Source organism: Legionella sp. (assembly GCF_965140895.1).
Lineage (GTDB): Bacteria > Pseudomonadota > Gammaproteobacteria > Legionellales > Legionellaceae > Legionella.
In genome coordinates this window covers 86,143-107,577 of record NZ_CBCSKT010000163.1, presented here as the reverse complement: position 1 = coordinate 107,577, position 21,435 = coordinate 86,143, and the positions used below count along the sequence as shown (strand labels likewise).

Below are 21,435 nucleotides of genomic sequence, written 5' to 3'. Positions count from 1 at the left end.
AATCGACAAGGAAGGGTGGAGCCGAGAGCTGTACGATTAAGAGCACGCTCATTTCCCGTGCTTAGAAATGACAGATACGTCGAGCAGCAAAAGATAGTGCGGCAAAGAGAAATAAGAATGGATAAAAATGACGCTGCTTAAGGCAGCGCCATTAGGCCATTGGCCCGACCTACGTTTGCTTTATTGGCTTATTGATGGGGTTTCATCAAATGTTGCTTCCTCTTGTTTCAAACCTGACAATGTCCTCTTAGTTTCTTCTTGTGCTTTCTTATTTCCCCAAATGAGATGATGTTTTTTGTCCTTTATATCTGTCCCAATCTTATCAATCTGTCCAGAAGTAAGGTCTTTACTCTCGCGAAAGTATGCGTAAATTTGTGCACAGATCTCATCGATTTTTTCTTCATCTGTTAGATTTTCATTTTCTGGTTGTAGATGAAAATCAATCACACAACATCGTGTGGCGGTTATATTTCTTATGGAAAATAAAGAAAACATGGCGCGATACACACTATTATTGAGAATAAAGGCAGGTAATAACGACTTTTCGAATCCGAAACCATCAAGTCGAATTACTTGAATAGGTGCTTTACTCTTCACTGCCATCTTGGCTGCTCCAGCATAAACTGGGTGTGGATCTTGGCCTAGTTTTGCAAAATTACCTTGAGGAAACAGAGCCACACAACCTTTTTTACTAAGCGCTTCGCATCCTAATTCTATAACTCCAGCATTTGCAGATTGTCCTTTAGTTTTAGTTGCTTTTTCTGCTACAGGGATGGTTTCAAACATCTTCATAAAAGCGGCAACACCAGGTATGGTATTGAACGTATCTGTGGCAAAAAAGCGTGGTGGTGTTCCGGTAATTTTAGAGGAGGCAACAGTTGCATCCAGTAAGCCTGTTCGATGTGGACCTATTGCAATGATTTGGCCTTCTGGATTATTAATCTCCAAATCACCTTTCTTGGTATGTAAGGTGTTCACCATCAAGGCTAATCCACCTGCTATGAAACGAGCAGTTGGGTCTTTAAAGCTGAGACGATTTTGAGATGCCGCCTTAGTAATTAAATAAAGGGTTGTCGCTAGACCAACAAGAAATGTAAATAGAAGATAATAACTCGTCGAAGAATCATCATCATTATTATTATTAACTGGGTTTAAATCTCCAAGCATATTAATTACTCCTTTCAATAGATATTAAAATTTAGCAGGGGAGATTGTATTTCAGAATTTTAAGGGGTCAAGTGTTTTTATGGATTCAGTCGAAGAGTTAAATGCTCATATTGTAGGGGAGTGATTATCTTACTGTAGTAACCTATAGTCTGATGTTAGCTGATATTACGCTTAAGTGTTACCAAGATCAGGAGTGGATAACCAATCCTTATTATGATTTTGAAAAACATCCTGAAGCGCGGACTCCGTTCAGTGATGAGTTTACACATCCAAATTTTAATCCTATTGAAAATCTTGCGTTATGCATTGGCACTCGAGCTGAGAAACTGTTGCAAGCAATCAATCAAGAGGGAAATCAACAGGTCTTAGCAGAAATAAACCTCTGGGCAATGCAAAAGCAGGGGTTAAAAGATACCGCTGCTCCAATCCCCTAAATTTGAATTTTGGGGTAGTGTGCCAGGCCTTGATCTGTGTTAATACTTCAAGGTTTATGACCTGGCACCATTGTTTTTTTGACCAAACTAATTTTGTAGCGGCTACGTTAAAGAAACTTTATATCAACGCTCAGGAGAAAATTTGTTATCATCTTCCGTTTCCGCCTGGGGCTTCTCTTCCAATTTCTTGGGTTGGTGAGAGCTAAATAACTTAAATTCTTTACCCGTGTCTTTTACAAATGTAGCTGCATGAGTATTAAATAAGTCACTAGGCCATTTTTTTGTTGCCCACATAATTAGAACCCCAGGTAAAACGCCCGTGGCTATCGTTGCAACAACTACAGCAATCCCCAAAATGAATTTAGCAGAAGAGCGGGTGTTATCATTTTTAATAGACTGTAGGTTATCTTGTTCATTTAATTTTTTATAAAAGCTATCAATGCAATCAAAAGACAGATAAGTTTTACTCTCCAATTGTTCCTTTAATTCCATCACTAAGCCATAATTTGTATGGCTAGGATTTAACGTATTGAGATAGGTCTCTGTTAGTTCTTTTAATCGCGCTTGAATTTTTTGGCATTCTGGCTCTGCCGCAATTTTCTGTAACTCCAGATTCACTTGCTCTATACGTGCTATGAGGTAAGTGAAATATTTCTCTTCTGTAAGATGGTTTTTACCTAATAATAACCGATCTTCGAGTGACGAGCCGAGATGCTCCAATGATGTTAACCAGCTTTGTAATCTGTTTTTCATCTTTGGTGAAGCGCTGTGTAATTCTTGCTTAACCTGTGTGGCACTTTTTTTAATCGCAGCATCAAGAGCAACATATAAAGACATTTTTTTATCGAATAAGTCAGTTACACTTGCACTATCTAGATCTACAGTTTCTTCCTTTATTTTTTCAGCAATTGCATTTTTCTCTTCTGGAGTTATAGCAAGCACAGATGCATTTAATAATACTTTTGATAGTGATTGAATCTCTTTGGCTAATGCCTCGCGTTTATATTGTTCTATCTCTAAGATTCGTTCTTCACTTACAGGTTGGGTATTTTCACCTAATATTGGATCTAGCATTTCATCTAAACTGGCTTTTATATCATAGCTTTGCATGATGATATTTTTTAAATGTGGATCATCTTTTTGTTGCTCCATCATTTGAGCATGGTTGAAACCATGAAATCCATCTTCGCCATTTATTAATCTTAAGGTATTAAGGCATCCATTTTTAACAAGATCTGTTACCTCGTCTACCGAATGGCCATCGAATACCGAGGGTCTTTCCAATATGACTGGGGGTAGCCCTGCTTGCATGAGGCAGTAACACAGCATGGTATTAACAAAAGTACGGCTGTTTCCATCTGGAAAAGGATGAAGTTGTTCACAGCGTTGAATGTAATCCACTATGGTGCGAATCACTTTATCTATATCCCCTTGATTCTTAACTGCTTTAAACTGATTAATAAAGTTCAGGGTATATCTTTCCATTATTTGAGCGTATTCATTATCTTTTACATCGTTGTCACCAGTAGTTTGAAAAAAACCACCAAAACGAAGTTCGCTATGAAATAGATCTATTTCTTGTTCTGTATAAGATTGTTTAAGACAATCTTCTTTATTGCTAAAGTTCAGTTGTGCTGAGTTTGGATCTAAAATATAACGATAGGCGGTTTCTTGTGGATCAGCGCTGCGTTGTAACAATTGTTTTAAGCCTTCTCTAGAAACACTATAGGGGGCTATGTTAAACCCTGCTGAACCAGCCATGCAACCTGCAGTTGTTGCATCGTTCAATTGATTATTTTTATGCATGATCCGAAAATGAACCTTTTTAAGCAATTCATTAGGAATCTCCAATGGTTTCTGCTCTCGACCGATACCATGTTGAATGGGGGCAAGTAAACCTTGTAACGCTTTCAGTATTTCATTTTCATTTTCAAGTCTATTCTCATATTCATAGCGCCGGTCATACCTCATTGGTCCTTGCTCTTCTTTCAATTTGCATCCATCCACATATAGACGATAGAGTTGTTCGGTGGGAATACTTCTAAGGTGGGTTAAGCCTTGTTGCAAATTACCAAGTTGTAGTTTAGGTTGTGTATTCTGAGGTGCCATATTTTATGTCTCTATCAAATGAGTAAAAAGTTACCTCAAGAACCAATGCAGTTTCTTGAGGTTTTTTTTTGTCCTTTGTGGTGAAAATATAGCATATGTGCCTGTTATTTTCCATGCCCTCGTAAAAAACAATTTGACTAGGGTGTTTGTCAATGTGAAAGTAAATAAAGGGGATCACCCATTGAAAAGACCTAGCTGACCGTGACTCTCTAATGGGTCCTGTCATCCTACACCAACATTTTATTCTTCGAGGCAACAAGCAATTGGTTTCAAATCAGAGTAAGGAACCTTAGGCAGAAATTCATTGGTATAGCATTGTGATAGAGCAAAATTTTTATCAATGATATTCAAATGTTGAGTATAACGTCCTACCTTATCCCAGTCCCTTTCTACATTGTGTAAGGTACGTGAGAAAAAAGGGAGGGTATGGGTAAATATCTTTTGGTACATTGGGGTACGTAATTGCGGTTTTGCTTGGCACAATAATTCATAGGCTTCTTCAGGCTGTTCCGTGGTAAATGCTGCTCCTCGTTGGGTTGCTCTAAGAAATCCTTGAACTAATTCGGGGTGTTGTAGAGTGTGTTCCGGAATAATAAATTGAATTGAACAAAAGCAACAACATCCAAGTCCAGCTAGCTGATCAAGACGTAAAAATACGGTTTCACCTTTTCTTTGTTCTAATTCGATGCGTTGAAAATTAATAAATCCAATGCCAGTATCAATAATATCGCGGCAAATCGCATCAGTCACATTCATACCGATTCGGATAGTTTGATAACTGGTGGACTCAATACCGGCGAGTTGTGCCAGGTCATCAATAATTTTCTTACCAAATTCGCCAATGTAACCAACCCGCTTACCAACAATGTCATGAAATGAGTTAATGCCGCTTGATTTGAGTGCAATTAATCCTGTTGGGGGCTCATCAAGCAAGGTGCCAATGGACTTCACGGGATAGCCCTTCGCCTTTGCTGCAACAGTATGAATCATGGCTTTTACACCAAAATCTACAGTTCCCAAACCAACAAGCTCCGTAACATCGCTCGGATCGGCAGGCTCTAAAATAGCAAGTTTAATGTTTTCCTCTGAATAAAAGCCAAGTTGCTGTGCTACAAAAATTGGTGTGTGATAAGGATTCGCGTACCAATTTAATAATAAAGTAGTTCTAGTCGATAAATGAGATGACATAGCCAAGACTCCTATATAAATGTAAATAATTCCGGAGATGGCAAAAGGGATCCCTGCCCCATAAAATAGCGGAACATGGATTTATTGAAGGCGTCCTTACGCTGATATGACTCAGATCAAGTTCGACGGGTGATTCTCAGTCGGTTTCCCGACACCCCGCGCCATCTAACAAACAAGGCCATGTTATAGTTTAATTTTTTATTTGTCAAAGCATGTTTCTCTTTGCTTTGATACTTAATGGTGGTGTACAAGGCACTTTATCATTGTGATGAGTTTGGGGAAAATCAGCTTTGGGTGCGCCCTATGCACATGTTTTTTGAACATGTGATTCATAATGGAAAAACAGTTGCTCGGTTTCAACGAATAGAATAGAAATAAATGGTAAGACACATTGATATTCGCTGTCTTAAAACGGAAGCAGATGGGCTTGCCTTCCAAGCATTAAGACTGAATGCATTCTGCAGGCTACAAGACTAGCAAGAGCAACAGGAAAAAGCCTCTAAATACGGGGAAAAGTGCTAAATCAATGTAATCACAATAATAGACTATAATGATAGTAAGATTGCATTATCGAGAGAAATGTTATGGCTAAACAACCTCCTCAACCTAATGGCATAGATAACCCTAATGCAGCGGTTGATACTGCGGCAAAGGCCCATCGTTTGTACAATAATACGCAATTAGGCAGCCCTGTTGATACAGTAGAAGAGTTTGATGCGCAACTTCATAACCTAGGGCCATTAGATTCTAAGACGGAAGTTGCTGGCTTGGATAAGGATGAGCCAGAGCACCGCTCTGCGAACAAGCCTAGATAGCTCGGGCCGCTATTCATAAGTTATACTTAGCCAGCTTCCAATCGGAAGGTGGATCAATTATCTGTTAACTCAAATTAAATCCAATGAGGTGCATCGTTTTAGGGGAGCTACGCTATGGTTTTTCATATGTCAGCTCTAGGCTTTGTTTTTGAACGAAGTTATCCTCAATTTGTTTATAATCAGATATTGGCACATTGGATAGCAATCGTCTGATAATTTGGTTCAAAATAAAACTGATGCCCAGTGCGACTATCAATAAACACGTAATCGTAGTAAATGCAGCAGCGTAATGTGTTTTTAAGAAAGGCAGGGCCGCTCTCTGTTGAGATACTGCGGCCAGTTCGGCTAATTTTCCTGCTAGAAAACTACCAACGCCTAGAGAGACAAAGAAAATACCGGTCATGGTACTTACCTTATTGCGAGGGGCTAGCACCGTAACGATGGAGAGACCTATTGGGTATAACAATAATTCCGCTAATGAAATCATCAAATAGATAGGAATAAAAAGTAGGGGAGATAATAGCATATCGCTGTTGCTTGTTCGGCAAATAACTGTCAGGGTCAGGAATGCTGCAGTCATAAAACACATGGATAATAAAAATTTATTTGCGGACTGAATCCCCATGTGCTCTGTTGCAGTATTATATTTTCGTCGAGATAAATATAAACCCAAAACAATTGCTCCAAAACTTTGTATACTCACGTAATAAGGTGGTGGAAACTGTAAGCCAAATAAGCTTTGTTCAACTACTCGGGAGAGGAATAAAGTGAATGATAAAAACATCTGGAAATAAAAGGCCCAAAAAACGACTGAAATAATGCATAACAAGCCTATGACCATGGTTTTGCGTGCATCATAAGAGGTTTGTTCTTTTATTGTGTAAGCAAAATAGCCTATAGAAAGCAGTACTATTCCTATAAATGCAAAATTGGCCAGGGTCGTGTAGGCAAGGATACAAAGAGCCCCTATCCATAAAGCAATAAGGATCAAGGATGCTAAAATTATATTCTTAAATTGGTATTCATAAGTTGTATAATCCTCTATTTGGTACTTAAAAATCCCCCAAATAAATACCAATAATCCTAGTAACATTCCTACAGATGCGCTAGTGAAGGAAACTGACCAGCCAAAGTAGAAGTTCAGGTGATTTGGAACAGTGCAACCAAAAATAATTCCCAGTGTTATTCCCATGTAAAAAATGGTAAATCCATTTTCTCTTTGGTTTGAATTATCAGGATATTCACTTCCCAGTAATGATGATATGTTTGGCTTAAATAAACCTGTTCCTACAGCAATACCTGCTAGGGAGCCGATTAATGTATTATTTGAATCGATGAGTCCTAAAATCAGATAACAACATAATAAAATAATACCCCCAGCAATAATGGTTCTTTTTTGACCTAAAAACCGATCGGCAACCCAGCCACCTAAAACAGGAGATACATAGGTTAGCGCTGTAAAAGAACTTACCAGGGCATAAATATCTTTGTCATTCCAATTAAAGTGTTTTGCAAGATAAAGTGCTAGGAGTGTTTGTACTACATAGAATCCATAACGCTCCCACATTTCTGTTGCAAAGAAAATGCGTAACGATTTAGGGTGATTGCGTTCAATGATATTCATTTGTTCAGAATCCTTCTATTATCTGTCAGATTCACTACCTCAACAGCTATATATATCCATGTCTTGATTATGAAGTTATAGTTTTTGAAACCTTATCATTTGAGGATAATGACTTGCTTTAAATTTCACAGGGTGTAAAAAAAATGGCGAAAATAAAGGTTCAAAGAATATAAATGATAAGTAATATGTGGTCAAGAAGAGGACATTTATATTTGACTGGTTAATAAATAATCGTGACTCCATAGGCAAAATCATATTGATCCGATAAGGAAAAATGATAGACAAAAAAAAGCCTGTTCGGAGAATAAGAGCGCAAGATGCTACGCTCTTATTAATAGACATTGACGTATTTATCCTGGAACCTTTGCTAAATCTTATCCTGCAATTCTGATTTCGTTGTTAGTGTTCTCTTATCTGGAATACGGTCTAAAAACAAATAACCATTAAGGTGATCAATTTCATGTTGCAGGATTCTTGCCTCTAAACCATGAGCCTTCTTGCAAATAAAGTTTCCGTTTATATCTAAACCAAAATATTCTATTTCCATGGTCCTGGGTACTTGCCCCATGATTTCACCGCAATTGAGACAACCCTCATAGCCGGTTTGGATTTCCTCGGATAATATATTTAAAGAAGGATTAATCAGTGCTGTATTCGGTATGGGGTATTCCAGATTTTGGCGTTTTGTATAGGCAGTGCTAAAAACAATAACACGTTTACTGATGCCTATTTGCGGAGCGGCAACACCCACGGCACATTGTTCTTTCATGATGAGAAACATGTCCTGAACTAATTCCTTTAGCCAGGCACTTCCAAATTCTGCCTTTAGAATAGGCTCAGCCACTTGTCTTAAAACAGGATCATTTTTGTCCAATAACCGTTTCATAATTTCCCCAGCCCGTCCATATTTTTTTCTTAGTACATTCCTCTATAGTGGCTTTTATATTAATAGAAATTTGTAAAAAATACAGTGATTCGTAATCGCGTTTTCTCCATCAAAACTGAAGCAAAAAATAATTTTCGAAAAACTTTGAGTAGTTAATCAACCCTTAAGCTTAAGTGTTTTACACTAATGAAAAGCCAAGAGGAGAAATACTATGTCAAACAAAAAACTAACTGAACGTTTGAATCATGAACTTGACGAGCTAGGTGTTCCATCCTTGATGACTGAGCGCGTGCAAGTATGCTCCAAACTATTTGAACTGCCTAAGTTTAAAATAGAAGCTTTATTAAATGGTGTGGTTGCTTTAGATGCCTATGCCATGAAAAAAATTGCTGATGAGCTTGAGGTCAGTATTGATTGGTTGTGTGGTAAATCCAAAAGCAAAACACAACACTAACATTTATTATATTGACCCCAATGGCCTGGATTTTCAATCTGAAAAGTCAGGCCATTGGGGCTCAAGTTAGCTAATGTAAAGTTTGAGCCTGTTCTACGAAGAAATGCACTATACTTATAGGGTACCCTTAATGGATAGGGGGGTTACCATGACTCGTGTGGCGGGTGATAAAAATAAGTCGACCTTATTGATTTTTCCAACATCCTCCCATCATTCATCGCCAATGAATTCCCTTAAGTTCGCTCATATAAAGGATAATTTATGAGTAAAGCAAATATTGTTATTGGTAATGAACAAATCAAACCTGGACAGCAGAAAACGGTTTTTTTGCCTTTACCTAAGTTATATGATTGGACTCCCATGAGCTTGCCAATACACGTCATTAATGGGGTAGAGGAGGGGCCGGCACTTTGTGTGACAGCCGCTATTCATGGTGATGAGATCAATGGCATAGAAATCATTAGGCGCCTATTACACAAGAAAGGGTTGAAACGCATCAAGGGCAACATCATTGCTATTCCTATAGTTAATGTTTATGGTTTTTTATTCCAAGAGCGTTATCTAATGGACCGAAGGGATTTAAACCGTTCTTTTCCTGGAGGGCCTAAGGGTTCCTTGGCATCAATTCTTGCTGGGATTATCAGCACAGAAATTCTTTCTCAATCGCAATATGTTATCGATTTACATACGGGTTCAAATCATCGTTTTAATTTACCGCAAATTCGCGCCAATCTGGATATGCCCGATCTTGAGGCTCTCGCTCGAGCCTTTAATGTCCCGGTGATTTTGCATTCTTCTTTTAGAGATGGGTCGATGAGAGAGTATGCGAATGAGCAAGGGGTGCCTATTTTAGTTTATGAAGGTGGGGAGGCTTTGCGTTTTGATGAGCTATCCATTAGAACCGGACTTAATGGCATTTTAAGCGTTATGTCCGCCTTAGGTATGATTAAACCTGGGCGACTTGGCATCAAAAAATTTACGCCAACTATTTCCAGGAATAGTTATTGGCTAAGAGCGCCTATCAGTGGCATCTTGCGGCATATTAAAAAAGCCGGAAACCGTGTCAGCAAAGGGCAAATTATTGCGATTATAGCCAATCCTACCAGCACGGAAGAGTACAAACTCAAGTCACCTATTTCAGGCATTATTATTGGTGAAAGTATGTTGCCGCTGGTTCATGCCGGGCAAGCTTTATTTCACATCGCAAGCTTTGAGAAATTAAATGTTGTTGAAGAGCAGCTGGAAAATATTCAAGAAGCATTTAATTTGAATGATGAGGATGTGCAGTAAATGTCCATTCTGGTTGCACACAGCCAGACTACGCTTGTTGTGTGGCTTAGTTTCTTCGGTTTGGGTGAGATGAGGATTGAGGGTGATTTTATTCTTTTGGATATATTTCATGCTATTCAAAGCAAATATCAGAAAAAATACACCAATGACTTGGAATATTTGCCCATAATATTGGGCTGCGAAGAACATAATGGAACAACTACTGCCTAAGTTTTCGCTTGATTTTCGTAGTGATACAGTGACTAAGCCCTCTCTGGAAATGTTAAAGGCGATGATGTTTTTGATGAGGATCCTACGGTTAATGGCATTATTTTTCCAAAAAAAGCGAATAAAATGAACCGCATTCGCCTTGTAACTCATCGGGATATTTCCAAAGCGGATATTGACCGAGTACTCGTTACGGTGAAGTCTTATTACCAAAATACAACCAACGTCCTGATTTAAACAGGACTGTGGTGTGAAGAGGGGGGGGGGCTAAATTTTTGTCTTATATCCAGGAAAGGATATCTGGTTCTAAGCGAGGCACTGGTTCAACAGGGCTGACAGGAACTCCGATAATAATTGGTGCAATGGCAATCATTTCAGCTCCAACATGTAGTTTTGATTTCCATTCGGGAGTATTTAATGCCGCTGCGGCAAGAGAAATAACGCAGGTACCTAAGCCATTAACACAGGCAGTGAGCATCAAGTTTTCAGCGGCTAACCAGCAGTCAGCTACTACAAAAGGTCTTTGAAACCTACTGTAAATTACAATGAGTGTGCCTGCATTGTAAAATGCATTAAAATTCGGGCTGTCCGTGAGTTCTTTGACGCGATTCATTAGCTTGGGATAATTACGCGCTTCATTATAGATTAACCCTTGAATCGTGTCGGATAGTTTTTTGAGCATTTCTTTATCTTGGATTACCGCAAAGGCCCATGGCTCTTCACGTAATGCTGTCGGTGCTTGAACCGCAGCATTAAGTAAAGCATGAATCATTGGTGCTTCAATTTTTTGCGGTTTATAATCACGTACTGTTCGGCGTTTATAAATAGCGTCTATTTCGCGTGCAGGGCGGGCTTCCCTAGGTCTTTTTGATGTAGCCATCATGTTCTCCGTTTCAGGTCCTGGTCAATAGAGTATAAACTGGCGGTAATGTGTAAATTTTGGTCTATCCTTGCGGTTTGTCAAGCTCATTAGGCAATATAAATTGCATTAGCCAATCTTTCACTTATGGGCATCGGGGACCGCTTTTAACAGTTCTTCAACACCGACCTTACTTGACAAGATTTAATATTACTTTCTAAAATGCAGGTGACCAAATTATTATTTGGTATCTCAGGTGTTTATCAACTAAATTAAAAGGAATTAATCAAATGAACAAAATTAAATTAACTGGTGCTGCACTTGCAGTTGGCGCTGCTTCTCTGTTCTCTTTAGCTCCTGCTTTTGCTGATGATACAGCTTCTTCTGCACCAATGGTTCATTGTAAAGGTGGTAACTCATGCAAAGGCCAAAGCTCTTGCAAAACTGCGGATAACTCATGCAAAGGCCAAAATTCTTGTAAAGGTAAAGGTGTTGTTAAAATGACTAAAGAAGAGTGCGAAAAAGCTGGCGGTACTGCCGAATAATTTTTTTCCTTACGCCAGGCATGAGCTTATGCCTGGTGCTATCCAGGTTTATTATGTCTCAATATAACTCCATACAAAAAATGCCTTACCTTGGTTTCGGACTTGGGTTAAGACCTGACTACTATGAAGAAATTTTATTACAAAAGCCGAAAGTAGATTGGTTTGAACTAATTACTGAAAACTATCTGATTCCAGGCGGAAAACCATTATATTATCTTGATAAGATTCGTGAACATTATCCTGTAGTAATGCATGGAGTGTCCCTTTCTTTAGGAAGCAGTGACCCTTTAGATAATGATTATCTGCAGCAAGTAAAAAACCTGGCTTTACGAGCAGAGCCTAAATGGATTTCTGATCATTTATGTTGGACTGGGGTTAATGGCCTTAACGCCCATGATTTACTGCCCATCCCCTATACGCGATATGCGGTAAAGCATGTTGTGGCACGTATCCAGAAGGTACAAGATTTTTTACAACGCCCGCTTTTAATTGAAAATGTGTCCAGTTACCTTACTTATAAACAGTCGGAAATGTCTGAATGGGACTTTCTTTTAGACATCGTTAAAGAATCGGGTTGTTACATCTTATTGGATGTAAACAACGTGTATGTAAGCTCGGTTAATCACCAATTTAATCCTATAGATTATATTCACGCTATGCCTGGAGGGCGGATTGCTCAAGTTCATTTAGCAGGGCATTCCAATCATGGTGACTACATTATTGATACTCATGATGCGCCAGTGGCACAGGAGGTCTGGGATCTTTATGCGGCAACGATCCGCCATTTAGGGGCAGTATCCACTATGATTGAGCGCGATGATAATATGCCTGCTTTTGCCGAGTTATTAGCTGAAATGAATCAGGCTCGTAGTATTGCTGAATCCATATTATGCGCTGAGGTATTGGTATGAATGAGCTGAAGCAGCTGCAAGAACAGTTCCACCAATTCTTATTATCGGGTGATAGTCAAATTCATAGTTCCATCATGCAAACAGAGTTAGTTTCGGTCGAAACCCGCTTAGGAATTTATCGAGATGCTTATGAGCTGCGCTTAATTGAAAGCCTCGCGACAAATTTTCCTTGTCTTTATGCGTATCTTGGTACCGAAGAATTTAATCAGTGCGCACGCGTCTATCTTCGGGAATATCCTTCTTCATTTCGTTCCATTCGCTGGTTTGGAGATAATTTGGCGGCTTTTGTACGAGCAAACTATTCACAATACTATCTCAGTGAATTAACAGACTTTGAATGGAAGATGACTTTAGCTTTTGATGCCGCAGAGGCACCAGTGGTATCTGTGGCTGATATGGCAGCAGTTCCACCAGAGGCTTGGGCTGATCTACACTTTGTACTTCATCCCTCAGTTCAGCGACTTAATTATTTATGGAATAGTGTTTCTCTTTGGCAAGCGTTGGCTCATGATCACGATTTGCCGGAGCTTCAGCAGCAAACTGAAGCTTCTACTTGGATTTTATGGCGTACCCCTGAATTAATGATTCGGTTTTGCAGTTTATCAGCGGATGAAGCCTGGGCTTTAGATAGCTTGGCTCAAGGCGCTTCTTTTGGCTCACTTTGCGAAGGGCTCTGTCAATGGATAGCAGTAGAAGAAGTTGGAGTGCGTGCGGCTTCTTATCTTAAAAATTGGATTCAGCGTGGTTTTTTGTCGGAATTATTAATGAGTTCGTCCGCACAATCTTAAACGTCGAAGGATATTCTGTTGTTTTTGGATGACATGATCGGCTGTAGTTTAAATAGACTCTCCATTGAATGCTTTGCTCTCTTGTAGTATAATAACTATACATAGTGGAGTATATCCTATATTCCCGGAGGGGCTATGACTGGCAGCAAAAAGAAAACACCTAATCAAATACTAGGCTCTAATCAAGGTGCTGGAAATTATACCGGGGTTGCCAATCCTGACGGTGCTAGTAATTCACCTGGTCAGATGATTCTTGAGCAAGATGCAGAAGATTTTTCTTTAGCGTTTATTGTTGATGATTTTATCAAAAAGGAACGTGCCGCCTATACTCAACCCACCCTCAAACGCATTGATAATCCAGGCAGCGGTAACTGCGCTTTTTATGCTTTTGCTATTGGTTTGATTGATATTATCAAAAAAGAACGAGCAGCGAATGGTAATGTACGTAGCCCTATGTTTGAACGCTGGATTGCTTTAGATCCTTCCCTTGCTAATGACTATTATGCTATTTGCGCATTTGATCTCAATAAGCCTAATAAACAGAAAGAATTATTAGGTCGCATGCAAATGGGACTTAGAAAAGTTACTTATCAGTATAAGATGGCTGAATTGAGTAAGACCTGTGCGCAGGCGCGAATTAACGGTGGGTATAAAAAACTTGAGTCTACGAGTAGTTATGTCAATTTCTCTTACCTGTTTAATGGTTTAAAACTTTATAATGACAGTAATTATAATGAGTTTAGTAGTAAGAATATAACTGCAGAAATTAGCAAGGCTTTAAAAAAACCATTAAAAAGAATAAGTCTTGATGATGTTTTAGCCCAAAAAGGCACCAATCAACTTGAGCTGAAAAACAGGGTTGGGCAAAGTACGCTCCAGACTTTTTTAGAACATACTCTAAACATTGCTGAAGTTGAACAACAACAGACTTGGCGTACAATCTTCGATGAAGTTTCTGGGTTAATTATAACACCTACAGCACTACAACGTCTAAAAACACATACATCAAATCTTACTCAAGAAGAACGAGCGGTTTTGCTCACGCAAGTAGCAGGCAAATTATATCAATACATTTATGATCAATTAAAAAAACAGATATCAACATTGCTTCCGGACCAAACGGTTTTAGATGGGGGGCTGCGGATAAAAATAGAATACTTGCTTGATGAGGCTCTTAATGTAGAAATTAAAAAACTCTTCTCAATATATATAATTGAAGAAGAGAGGATTGTAGCAGAGGGTCTGCAGAGAACAATAGGCACCGAACAATATGACGCATTTTGTTCAGAAATAAAAAAGCAGGTATTAGTCCTCTCCCAGGATGAGGATATTTTAGTTGAAGCTACGCGCAAACAACTTGAAGATCAACGATATGAGGCAGTTAATGCAGAAATAAAAAAGCATGTATTAGCATTTCTTGAGGAAAATCCGACGTTCCTTGTTGAGAGCTATGAAACTTATACTTTAGCACCATTATTTTTGCGTTTATTTTATGGGGCAGAAGTTGATCTTGATACGATTACAGAAGCAACTCCAATAGCACCTGATTCAATTATTCCTACTGCGATACAACGCATCATGCAGAGCGGCTTTTGGGGGACTCATTTGGATTTGGATTATTTATCCCATTCATTTAATGTTAATTTACACACCTTAGAAAATTATCAACAGAGATATGCTTTCCGTGATCTACCCGATCGCCAAACACTTACTGTAAATAATGAAGGCAATGGCCATTGGACTACTTTTATTGAACAAGCCCAGAAGCCTGAAGCCCACCTGAAAACGGATGTTAACGTGTTAAAACAGGGGGATATAAAAACAGAGCTTGTGGTTGATGCAGATGCTGAGCCAAAGATTCAGCCCAATACCGAGCCAAAGCCAAAGATCCCCTTGCCAAGTAGTAAACCAGACAGTCGTAGAAAATTATTTAAAGAAATAAATGATGCTGAGACATTGCAGCGTGTTGTTGGTGATGCCGTGATACGATATTGTGAGCACAGCGACAGTATTTATTTTTCTATTTTTCATCGTCATGGTCTAACTGGGAGACGACGTGCTAAAGATTTCTTAGCTCAACTCCATGAGGAGAAAGATTTTAATGAGGTTAAGAGACTCTTAATTGACTACCTTGATAATGATAAGAATGGTAATACTTATCCACATTCGTTCCGTACCATGCTGTTACATGAGTTCGTCAACGCCAATTTGAACACTGGTTTGGTGGAAACTTCAAAAAATTATGATTGGCAACTGGGGCAGTTAAAAAAGCAAATGTGCATAGACGAAAATGTAGCAGCCATCGTAAGGATATTATAAAATAATGTAGCCTGATGGCAACTAATGTCACATATTAGCTGCCATCAATCGACCTAGACTCAAACTTTCTTTTTATTAACCAATGCGAATAAAGCCGGCAATAAAGAAACAAAAATAATCCCATAAATTACCAGGACAAAATTTGCTTTAACCACTGGGATTGAACCTAAAAAATACCCCAAGCTAAGTAAGCCTCCGATCCAAAGAAGTGCACTGACTATATTATACAGAGAAAAGTGCAATACCTTCATGGTACCTACGCCGGCAACAAAGGGGGCAAAGGTGCGGATGATGGGGAGAAATCGTGCAAAAATAATGGTTTTTCCACCGTGTTTCTCATAAAACACATGCGCTTCATGTAAATGTTTTTTATTTAATAACCAGGATTCATTCGCTGAAAAAATACGGGGTCCTAATGCCCTGCCAATCAGAAAATTAAGTTGATTTCCTAAAACAGAAGCAATAACAAGTAGCATAAACAAGATGATTACATTAAATGAATTATCAGGTTGGGCGGCGATGCTTCCGGCGGCAAATAACAGAGAGTCTCCTGGCAAAAAGGGTGTGACGATAAGTCCCGTTTCACAGAAAATCACCGCAAATAAAGCAAGATAAGTCCAAAATCCATAAGTAGTAACAATGGTATTTAGATAAATATCAATGTGAAGGACGTAATCAACAAGTTGATGTAAGTAGCTCATTTTATCCCTACGGTTAGGTTAGGATTGTTGATGCTTTATCAAGAATCACTAATGAAATATTAAGTGCCGAGGTTTGTCCTCGCCTTCGCTTTCCAACGTCCCGCAGTTTGTCCACGTGGCATAGGCAGCTATACTCGCTGCGGCCATTTTCACATACTTTATACTTCTTTGTCGATGCTGTACCATGCGTCTAATCCAATGTTATATAATTAAGAATAGTTTTTAATTTGCATCAAACTAGCGATTTTATTCGGAGTAATCTCTATGAAGACCTTGTTTCATTTGGCATTCCCAATTCATGATTTGGCTTTAGCAAAGAATTTTTACCAAGATAAATTAGGCTTTATATTAGGGCGCGAATCGGAACATGCATTAATTCTTAATTTTGGGGCCCATCAAATTGTCGCACATAAAGTTGAAGAGCCTCTACCTGTGCAGGAGAGTATTTACCCCCGCCATTTTGGTTTGATTTTTCTCGAGCAGGAAGAGTTTCTTGCGTTTATTGACAGGCTGCATGCGCAACAGGTTCATTTTGAAGTTCCAGTAAAAACCCGATTTGCTGGTACACGTATTGAGCATCAATCCTTTTTTTTGAAAGATCCCAGTAATAACCTACTGGAATTTAAGTATTATTTTTATGATTCTGCGATTTTCGGTGAGCGAGATTATAAGAAAATTGGGGATACGCTCTCTTAAAGAATTATTCCGGGCTACCGCTTCAGTTGAATATAAATTTGTATAATTCTACAATAACCTCCTTTATAGAATTCAGGTAAATCAAGGATGAGTGGTGCTATATTTTCTATTTCCTGTTTGCTTATTCCTCAGCGCGGTTTTGCTGTTCAGTATCCAACCTATGGCCGCGAAGGCCTTATTACCTGTTTATGGCGGAACTCCCGCCGTATGGACTGTCTGTATGCTTTTTTTTCAGGCAGTGCTGTTGGTTGCGTATGGATATGCAGCATTATTGAGCGCTTTTAAAAATACTAAAGCATGGCGGATAATTCATAGTATTGTTCTGGTACTTAGCCTTAGCGCGATTCCTCTTTTCTTGCAGCCAGAGGTTAGGTCTGGGGCGCCTGAGTGGAGCATTTTATATAATTTATTAACTCAATTGGGCTTGCCTCTGCTGGTTCTTGGTGCCTCAGCTCCTTTATTACAATTTGCTTACAGTCAGACCAAGGCGAAAGGTGCCGCTGATCCATATTTTTTATATAGAGCCTCTAATTTGGGGAGCTTATCTTCCTTAGTATTTTACCCATGGGTAATCGAACGCCTCATCGGATTAAAGGGGCAATTTCGTTGGTGGGGAATTGGCTACCTAATTTATATAGGGCTTTTATTATTGGTGTTTTGCACTAATCGTTTCAATTCCTTGGTATCCGATAGTCGGGATAGCGCTCCATGGCCCTGGCGACAGATGGCATATTGGGTATTTTTAAGCTTTGTCCCATGCAGTTTAATGTTAGGCGTTACTTTATATATCACCACGGATGTTGCTGCGACCCCCTTATTTTGGGTATTGCCTCTAGCATTGTATTTACTAACCTTTATCTTTGCATTTTCATCCAAACCACTTATTTCCTTTAGCTGGCTTGCACAAAACTTTGTTTTGTTTTTAGTGTTTACCGTGCTTTGTTTTGTCTTAAATGTGAGCCAAATCAGGGCTTGGCAGAGTATCTTATTTAATTTAGCTAGCTTTTTTATTTTGGCGGTACTTTGCCATCGGCAATTATTTCTAAAAAGACCCAAGCCACAATTACTGACTTTATTTTATTTTTGTTTGGCTCTTGGCGGTGTTTTAGCCGGAATATTTAATGGTATTTTGGCACCGCACTGGTTTAACCAAGTCTATGAATATCCTTTAGCATTATTATTCAGTTTAATTGTTTTACCCATAAGTTGGTCTGCGGAGGGGGATGGGGAAGTAAAACCTGTTTATCAACAGCAATCAATGTTACTGACAATTAGTATTCCCGCTATTGTCTTGATTATTTTATTGGGCCAGTATTTTATTCCTGCAATTCATTGGCCAGGCGAATTATCGAATTTTCAAATAGCTGCTATTGTGGCGTTGACGATCGCGGCTGTTTGGGGGCGAAGTAAAGCGAGTCTATTGAGTTCGTTATTTATATTATTTAGCTTTATTTTTTCTCCTTATTTGCAGGGAGAGAGGATTTTAGTACAAGAACGTAATTTTTATGGGGTGAAAAAAGTTGTTGATAAAGGGGTAGATCAAAATGCAGTGCACGCTTTAATTAGCCAATCCACAGTACATGGATTGGAGGCTATGGGTGATGCAATGCCCTTTGGCTTTAGCTCTTATTATGGGGCAATTCAATCGGTTGTGATGGATCTTCAACAAGAGTGGCCATCCATGTCAGTCACGATTATTGGTTTAGGCATTGGCACCATGGCCTGCCAATTTCGCCATACAGATCTCGTTAAGATTATTGAAATCGATGAGCAAGTGATTCAAATTGCTAAAGATCCCCAGTATTTTACCTATTTGCGTGACTGTCCGCCCAAAATCGAACTCATCAAAAATGATGGCCGTTTGGCTGTAGAACAATTAAGGGATGGCTCGCAAAAGCTCTTAATGATTGATGCTTTTAGTTCAGATGCCATTCCCATCCATTTAATTACGTTGGAAGCTTTCTCTTTATATAGGCAGAAAATCACCGATGACGGAGCTATTCTGATTAATTTGAGTAATCGGCATTTAGATTTATTACCTGTGGTGACTGCGGCAGGTCGTGCTTTGGATCTTATGGTATTTAGTAAGCTGGATCCGGGTAATGCGGCATTAGGTCAATTCGCCTCGCAATGGGCTTTGTTAACAATGAATCAGGATTTAGCGTTTAAATTAATGAATGGAAGTGAGTGGCATTTTGTAGCTAATAACAAGCAGTTTTTATGGACTGATGATTATTCGAATATCATTCCATTGTTGAAGTGGTAAGGCAGGATGTAGTTTTTTGAATTTAAGAATCATATATCCTGATTGCTAGCAACCAGGATTTCCACCCTGTTATGGTGTTAGTATGGTAGTTAATTTTCCAGTGTTTTCTTGCTTTTTACCTGAGAAAAACCAATCGTTTAAAAAGAGTTCCTCGTCATTGCCAGCGTGCGAAACAACCCAGAGCAACGCTGCATTAAAGCCCTGTACTCAGTTACTTTGCTGCACTTGCAATGATGACGATTTAGCAGGATCTTAATACTCTGCCAAATTCCCTTTCGTTTCTAACCAAACCTTACGATCTCCGGCACGTTTTTTGTTAAGCATCATATCCATTACTGCTTCAGCATTGGCTTCATCATCTAAGGTAAGTTGAACTAAACGGCGGGTGTTCGGATCCATCGTGGTTTCACGCAATTGAATGGGGTTCATTTCACCCAATCCTTTGAAGCGTTGCACATTAATTTTAGCTCGGCTTGTTTGCGTTAAATGCGCGATTAAGCGATTCTTTTCTTCATCATCAAGTGCATAATGAATCACTTTTCCTGCATCAATACGATAAAGAGGGGGCATCGCTACAAACACATGTCCGGCTTGGACTAAGGGTTTGAAGTGACGTAAAAATAAGGCACAGATTAGGGTCGCAATGTGCGCACCATCCGAATCCGCATCGGCAAGAATACAGACTTTTCCATAACGCAGACCGCTGAGATCTATTGAGCCTGGATCCACGCCAATCGCAACAGAAATATCATGAATTTCTTGTGAGGCTAATACATGAGATGAATCAACTTCCCAAGAGTTTAGAATTTTTCCGCGTAACGGGAGTATCGCTTGATAGTCTTTATTACGTGCCTGTTTAGCAGAACCACCCGCAGAATCCCCTTCAACCAGGAAGAGTTCGGCTTGGCTGAGATCTGTTTGCAAACAATCAGCCAGTTTACCCGGAAGAGCAGGGCCTTGACTTACACGTTTACGCGCTACTTGTTTCGCTTGCTTTAAACGACGCTGCGCACGGTCTATCGCTAAAGAGGCAATCGCTTCCCCTTGGTTTCGATGTTGGTTTAGCCAAAGTGCAAAAGCATCTTTTACTACATTACTGACAAACGCGGAGATTTGTCGAGAACTTAAGCGCTCTTTAGTTTGTCCTGCAAATTGCGGCTCTTTCATTTTTACTGAAAGAACATATTGGCACGAATCCCAAAGATCATCAGCGGTGAGCTTAACCCCACGTGGTAATAAATTTCTGAGTTCACAGAATTCATTCATGGCATCAAATAAGCCTGAACGTAAGCCATTAACATGCGTTCCACCTTGAATAGTAGGAATTAAGTTCACATAACTTTCACTAAAACCAGCACTGGTACCATCAGCCCAAACTAACGCCCAATCCACTGTTGCTTCATCACTTTTGAATTCACCAGTGAAGGGTTCTTCAGGTAAATAAGTTCCATCGCTTAAGGATTGGTTTAAATAATCAACTAGCCCATGTTCATAACACCAGTTAGATACTTCATTATTCGTTTTGTTAACGAAAGTCATTGATAAGCCAGTACACAATACGGCTTTGGCTCTTAAAATATGGGTGAGATGTTTGACGGAAATACGGGTGGTATCAAAATATTTCTCATTGGGCCAAAAACGAATGGTTGTTCCGGTGTCTCGTTTTCTAGCCACGCCAGACTCACTTAATTCACAGAGCTTATCCCCATTCGAAAAGGACATTTGATAGACAATGCCATTACGTTTAATCGTGACATCAAGGCGTTCCGATAAGGCATTAACTACGGAAACCCCCACACCATGTAATCCACCGGAGAAGCTGTAATTTTTGTCAGAAAACTTACCACCCGCGTGCAGACGCGTCATGATCACTTCAACCCCACTCAATCCTATTTGTGGATGGATGTCAACAGGCATACCGCGACCATCATCTTCCACTTCAACAGAACCATCTTCATGAAGGGTGACTGTGATGTGGCTAGCAAAGCCTGCTAATACTTCATCCACGCTGTTATCAATGACTTCTTGAGCCAAGTGATTTGGGCGTGTGGTATCGGTATACATCCCGGGGCGACGTTGAACCGGTTCAAGTCCACTAAGAACCTCAATGGCCTGGGCGGTGTAATTTTCTGACATGGCACTCACTCAAATATATGTACTAGGGTTTATTTTATCA

Annotated in this window: 20 protein-coding genes and 1 riboswitch; of the genes, 12 read left to right on the top strand and 8 right to left on the bottom strand. The window is 39.4% G+C overall.

The features are described from left to right. Positions 1-180: 180 nt before the first annotated feature. Positions 181-1,167: a lysophospholipid acyltransferase family protein gene (locus ACQY7T_RS14870; protein WP_428414329.1), complete on the bottom strand. Its 987-nt coding sequence runs from the start codon at positions 1,165-1,167 to the stop codon at positions 181-183. Positions 1,168-1,319: 152 nt separating this feature from the next. On the opposite strand from ACQY7T_RS14870, the gene ACQY7T_RS14865 reads away from it, so the two are divergent. Further along, complete coding sequence (locus ACQY7T_RS14865) at positions 1,320-1,601, top strand: hypothetical protein (RefSeq protein ID WP_428414328.1); 282 nt, start codon at positions 1,320-1,322, stop codon at positions 1,599-1,601. 123 nt (positions 1,602-1,724) lie between these two features. Here the strand turns inward: ACQY7T_RS14865 and ACQY7T_RS14860 are convergent, their stop codons facing one another. Further along, on the bottom strand, positions 1,725-3,710 hold the full coding sequence (locus ACQY7T_RS14860) for a hypothetical protein (protein ID WP_428414327.1): 1,986 nt from the start codon (positions 3,708-3,710) through the stop codon (positions 1,725-1,727). Positions 3,711-3,950: 240 nt separating this feature from the next. After that, on the bottom strand, positions 3,951-4,898 hold the full coding sequence (locus ACQY7T_RS14855; RefSeq protein WP_428414326.1) for an ABC transporter substrate-binding protein: 948 nt from the start codon (positions 4,896-4,898) through the stop codon (positions 3,951-3,953). A gap of 76 nt (positions 4,899-4,974) precedes the next feature. Then, positions 4,975-5,067: riboswitch (TPP riboswitch) on the bottom strand. Between the two features lie 68 nt (positions 5,068-5,135). Between ACQY7T_RS14855 and ACQY7T_RS14850 the strand changes: the two genes are divergently transcribed. Together ACQY7T_RS14850 and ACQY7T_RS14845 are read left to right on the top strand one after the other, a co-directional pair. After that, positions 5,136-5,270 carry a DUF1653 domain-containing protein gene (locus ACQY7T_RS14850; protein ID WP_428414325.1) on the top strand — a complete coding sequence of 45 codons (135 nt, stop codon included), beginning with the start codon at positions 5,136-5,138 and terminating at the stop codon, positions 5,268-5,270. Positions 5,271-5,482: 212 nt separating this feature from the next. Further along, positions 5,483-5,713 (top strand): hypothetical protein, encoded by a 231-nt coding sequence (locus tag ACQY7T_RS14845; protein WP_428414324.1) that lies wholly within the window; start codon positions 5,483-5,485, stop codon positions 5,711-5,713. A 112-nt stretch (positions 5,714-5,825) separates the two neighbouring features. Here the strand turns inward: ACQY7T_RS14845 and ACQY7T_RS14840 are convergent, their stop codons facing one another. Both ACQY7T_RS14840 and def read right to left on the bottom strand, forming a co-directional pair. Next, the gene (locus tag ACQY7T_RS14840) at positions 5,826-7,337 is read right to left on the bottom strand and encodes a peptide MFS transporter (RefSeq protein ID WP_428414323.1); all 1,512 of its coding nucleotides are present in this window, start codon (positions 7,335-7,337) and stop codon (positions 5,826-5,828) included. 367 nt (positions 7,338-7,704) lie between these two features. Continuing rightward, positions 7,705-8,223, bottom strand: coding sequence for a peptide deformylase (def, locus tag ACQY7T_RS14835; protein WP_428414321.1), 519 nt, complete (start codon positions 8,221-8,223; stop codon positions 7,705-7,707). Between the two features lie 211 nt (positions 8,224-8,434). Between def and ACQY7T_RS14830 the strand changes: the two genes are divergently transcribed. The 3 genes from ACQY7T_RS14830 to ACQY7T_RS14820 all read left to right on the top strand — a co-directional run bounded on the left by ACQY7T_RS14830 (position 8,435) and on the right by ACQY7T_RS14820 (position 10,177). Continuing rightward, positions 8,435-8,677 (top strand): hypothetical protein, encoded by a 243-nt coding sequence (locus tag ACQY7T_RS14830; protein WP_428414320.1) that lies wholly within the window; start codon positions 8,435-8,437, stop codon positions 8,675-8,677. A gap of 261 nt (positions 8,678-8,938) precedes the next feature. After that, a complete protein-coding gene (locus ACQY7T_RS14825; RefSeq protein WP_428414319.1) occupies positions 8,939-9,967 on the top strand; it encodes a succinylglutamate desuccinylase/aspartoacylase family protein in 1,029 nt (342 codons plus the stop codon). Continuing rightward, complete coding sequence (locus ACQY7T_RS14820) at positions 9,968-10,177, top strand: hypothetical protein (RefSeq protein ID WP_428414318.1); 210 nt, start codon at positions 9,968-9,970, stop codon at positions 10,175-10,177. 277 nt (positions 10,178-10,454) lie between these two features. Here ACQY7T_RS14820 and ACQY7T_RS14815 read toward each other — a convergent pair whose 3' ends face one another. Then, positions 10,455-11,057: a nitroreductase family protein gene (locus ACQY7T_RS14815; RefSeq protein WP_428414317.1), complete on the bottom strand. Its 603-nt coding sequence runs from the start codon at positions 11,055-11,057 to the stop codon at positions 10,455-10,457. Between the two features lie 266 nt (positions 11,058-11,323). Here ACQY7T_RS14815 and ACQY7T_RS14810 point away from each other — a divergent pair, with 266 nt between their 5' ends. The 4 genes from ACQY7T_RS14810 to ACQY7T_RS14795 all read left to right on the top strand — a co-directional run bounded on the left by ACQY7T_RS14810 (position 11,324) and on the right by ACQY7T_RS14795 (position 15,596). Further along, positions 11,324-11,578, top strand: coding sequence for a hypothetical protein (locus ACQY7T_RS14810; protein WP_428414316.1), 255 nt, complete (start codon positions 11,324-11,326; stop codon positions 11,576-11,578). Between the two features lie 53 nt (positions 11,579-11,631). After that, positions 11,632-12,489 (top strand): DUF692 domain-containing protein, encoded by an 858-nt coding sequence (locus tag ACQY7T_RS14805; RefSeq protein ID WP_428414315.1) that lies wholly within the window; start codon positions 11,632-11,634, stop codon positions 12,487-12,489. Next, entirely contained in the window at positions 12,486-13,277 is a 792-nt protein-coding gene (locus tag ACQY7T_RS14800; protein WP_428414313.1) for a DNA-binding domain-containing protein, read from the top strand. The genes ACQY7T_RS14805 and ACQY7T_RS14800 overlap by 4 nt, the downstream gene beginning before the upstream one ends. A 135-nt stretch (positions 13,278-13,412) precedes the next feature. Beyond that, the gene (locus tag ACQY7T_RS14795) at positions 13,413-15,596 is read left to right on the top strand and encodes a hypothetical protein (RefSeq protein WP_428414312.1); all 2,184 of its coding nucleotides are present in this window, start codon (positions 13,413-13,415) and stop codon (positions 15,594-15,596) included. Between the two features lie 59 nt (positions 15,597-15,655). Here ACQY7T_RS14795 and ACQY7T_RS14790 read toward each other — a convergent pair whose 3' ends face one another. Then, positions 15,656-16,297, bottom strand: a complete 642-nt coding sequence (locus ACQY7T_RS14790) for a DedA family protein (RefSeq protein WP_428414311.1) — start codon at positions 16,295-16,297, stop codon at positions 15,656-15,658. Positions 16,298-16,561: 264 nt separating this feature from the next. Between ACQY7T_RS14790 and ACQY7T_RS14785 the strand changes: the two genes are divergently transcribed. Together ACQY7T_RS14785 and ACQY7T_RS14780 are read left to right on the top strand one after the other, a co-directional pair. Further along, the gene (locus ACQY7T_RS14785; protein ID WP_428414310.1) at positions 16,562-16,993 is read left to right on the top strand and encodes a VOC family protein; all 432 of its coding nucleotides are present in this window, start codon (positions 16,562-16,564) and stop codon (positions 16,991-16,993) included. Positions 16,994-17,087: 94 nt separating this feature from the next. Then, positions 17,088-19,259 (top strand): spermidine synthase, encoded by a 2,172-nt coding sequence (locus tag ACQY7T_RS14780; protein ID WP_428414309.1) that lies wholly within the window; start codon positions 17,088-17,090, stop codon positions 19,257-19,259. A gap of 252 nt (positions 19,260-19,511) precedes the next feature. Here ACQY7T_RS14780 and parE read toward each other — a convergent pair whose 3' ends face one another. Next, complete coding sequence (gene parE, locus ACQY7T_RS14775; RefSeq protein ID WP_428414308.1) at positions 19,512-21,395, bottom strand: DNA topoisomerase IV subunit B; 1,884 nt, start codon at positions 21,393-21,395, stop codon at positions 19,512-19,514. Positions 21,396-21,435 lie beyond the last annotated feature (40 nt).

Excerpts from the sequence above, each read along its gene's own strand:
- ACQY7T_RS14870 (WP_428414329.1), bottom strand. The coding sequence starts at position 1,167 with ATGCTTGGAGATTTAAACCCAGTTAATAATAATAATGATGATGATTCT.
- ACQY7T_RS14865 (WP_428414328.1), top strand. The coding sequence starts at position 1,320 with ATGTTAGCTGATATTACGCTTAAGTGTTACCAAGATCAGGAGTGGATA.
- ACQY7T_RS14860 (WP_428414327.1), bottom strand. The coding sequence starts at position 3,710 with ATGGCACCTCAGAATACACAACCTAAACTACAACTTGGTAATTTGCAA.
- ACQY7T_RS14855 (WP_428414326.1), bottom strand. The coding sequence starts at position 4,898 with ATGTCATCTCATTTATCGACTAGAACTACTTTATTATTAAATTGGTAC.
- ACQY7T_RS14850 (WP_428414325.1), top strand. The coding sequence starts at position 5,136 with ATGGTGGTGTACAAGGCACTTTATCATTGTGATGAGTTTGGGGAAAAT.
- ACQY7T_RS14845 (WP_428414324.1), top strand. The coding sequence starts at position 5,483 with ATGGCTAAACAACCTCCTCAACCTAATGGCATAGATAACCCTAATGCA.
- ACQY7T_RS14840 (WP_428414323.1), bottom strand. The coding sequence starts at position 7,337 with ATGAATATCATTGAACGCAATCACCCTAAATCGTTACGCATTTTCTTT.
- def (WP_428414321.1), bottom strand. The coding sequence starts at position 8,223 with ATGAAACGGTTATTGGACAAAAATGATCCTGTTTTAAGACAAGTGGCT.
- ACQY7T_RS14830 (WP_428414320.1), top strand. The coding sequence starts at position 8,435 with ATGTCAAACAAAAAACTAACTGAACGTTTGAATCATGAACTTGACGAG.
- ACQY7T_RS14825 (WP_428414319.1), top strand. The coding sequence starts at position 8,939 with ATGAGTAAAGCAAATATTGTTATTGGTAATGAACAAATCAAACCTGGA.
- ACQY7T_RS14820 (WP_428414318.1), top strand. The coding sequence starts at position 9,968 with ATGTCCATTCTGGTTGCACACAGCCAGACTACGCTTGTTGTGTGGCTT.
- ACQY7T_RS14815 (WP_428414317.1), bottom strand. The coding sequence starts at position 11,057 with ATGATGGCTACATCAAAAAGACCTAGGGAAGCCCGCCCTGCACGCGAA.
- ACQY7T_RS14810 (WP_428414316.1), top strand. The coding sequence starts at position 11,324 with ATGAACAAAATTAAATTAACTGGTGCTGCACTTGCAGTTGGCGCTGCT.
- ACQY7T_RS14805 (WP_428414315.1), top strand. The coding sequence starts at position 11,632 with ATGTCTCAATATAACTCCATACAAAAAATGCCTTACCTTGGTTTCGGA.
- ACQY7T_RS14800 (WP_428414313.1), top strand. The coding sequence starts at position 12,486 with ATGAATGAGCTGAAGCAGCTGCAAGAACAGTTCCACCAATTCTTATTA.
- ACQY7T_RS14795 (WP_428414312.1), top strand. The coding sequence starts at position 13,413 with ATGACTGGCAGCAAAAAGAAAACACCTAATCAAATACTAGGCTCTAAT.
- ACQY7T_RS14790 (WP_428414311.1), bottom strand. The coding sequence starts at position 16,297 with ATGAGCTACTTACATCAACTTGTTGATTACGTCCTTCACATTGATATT.
- ACQY7T_RS14785 (WP_428414310.1), top strand. The coding sequence starts at position 16,562 with ATGAAGACCTTGTTTCATTTGGCATTCCCAATTCATGATTTGGCTTTA.
- parE (WP_428414308.1), bottom strand. The coding sequence starts at position 21,395 with ATGTCAGAAAATTACACCGCCCAGGCCATTGAGGTTCTTAGTGGACTT.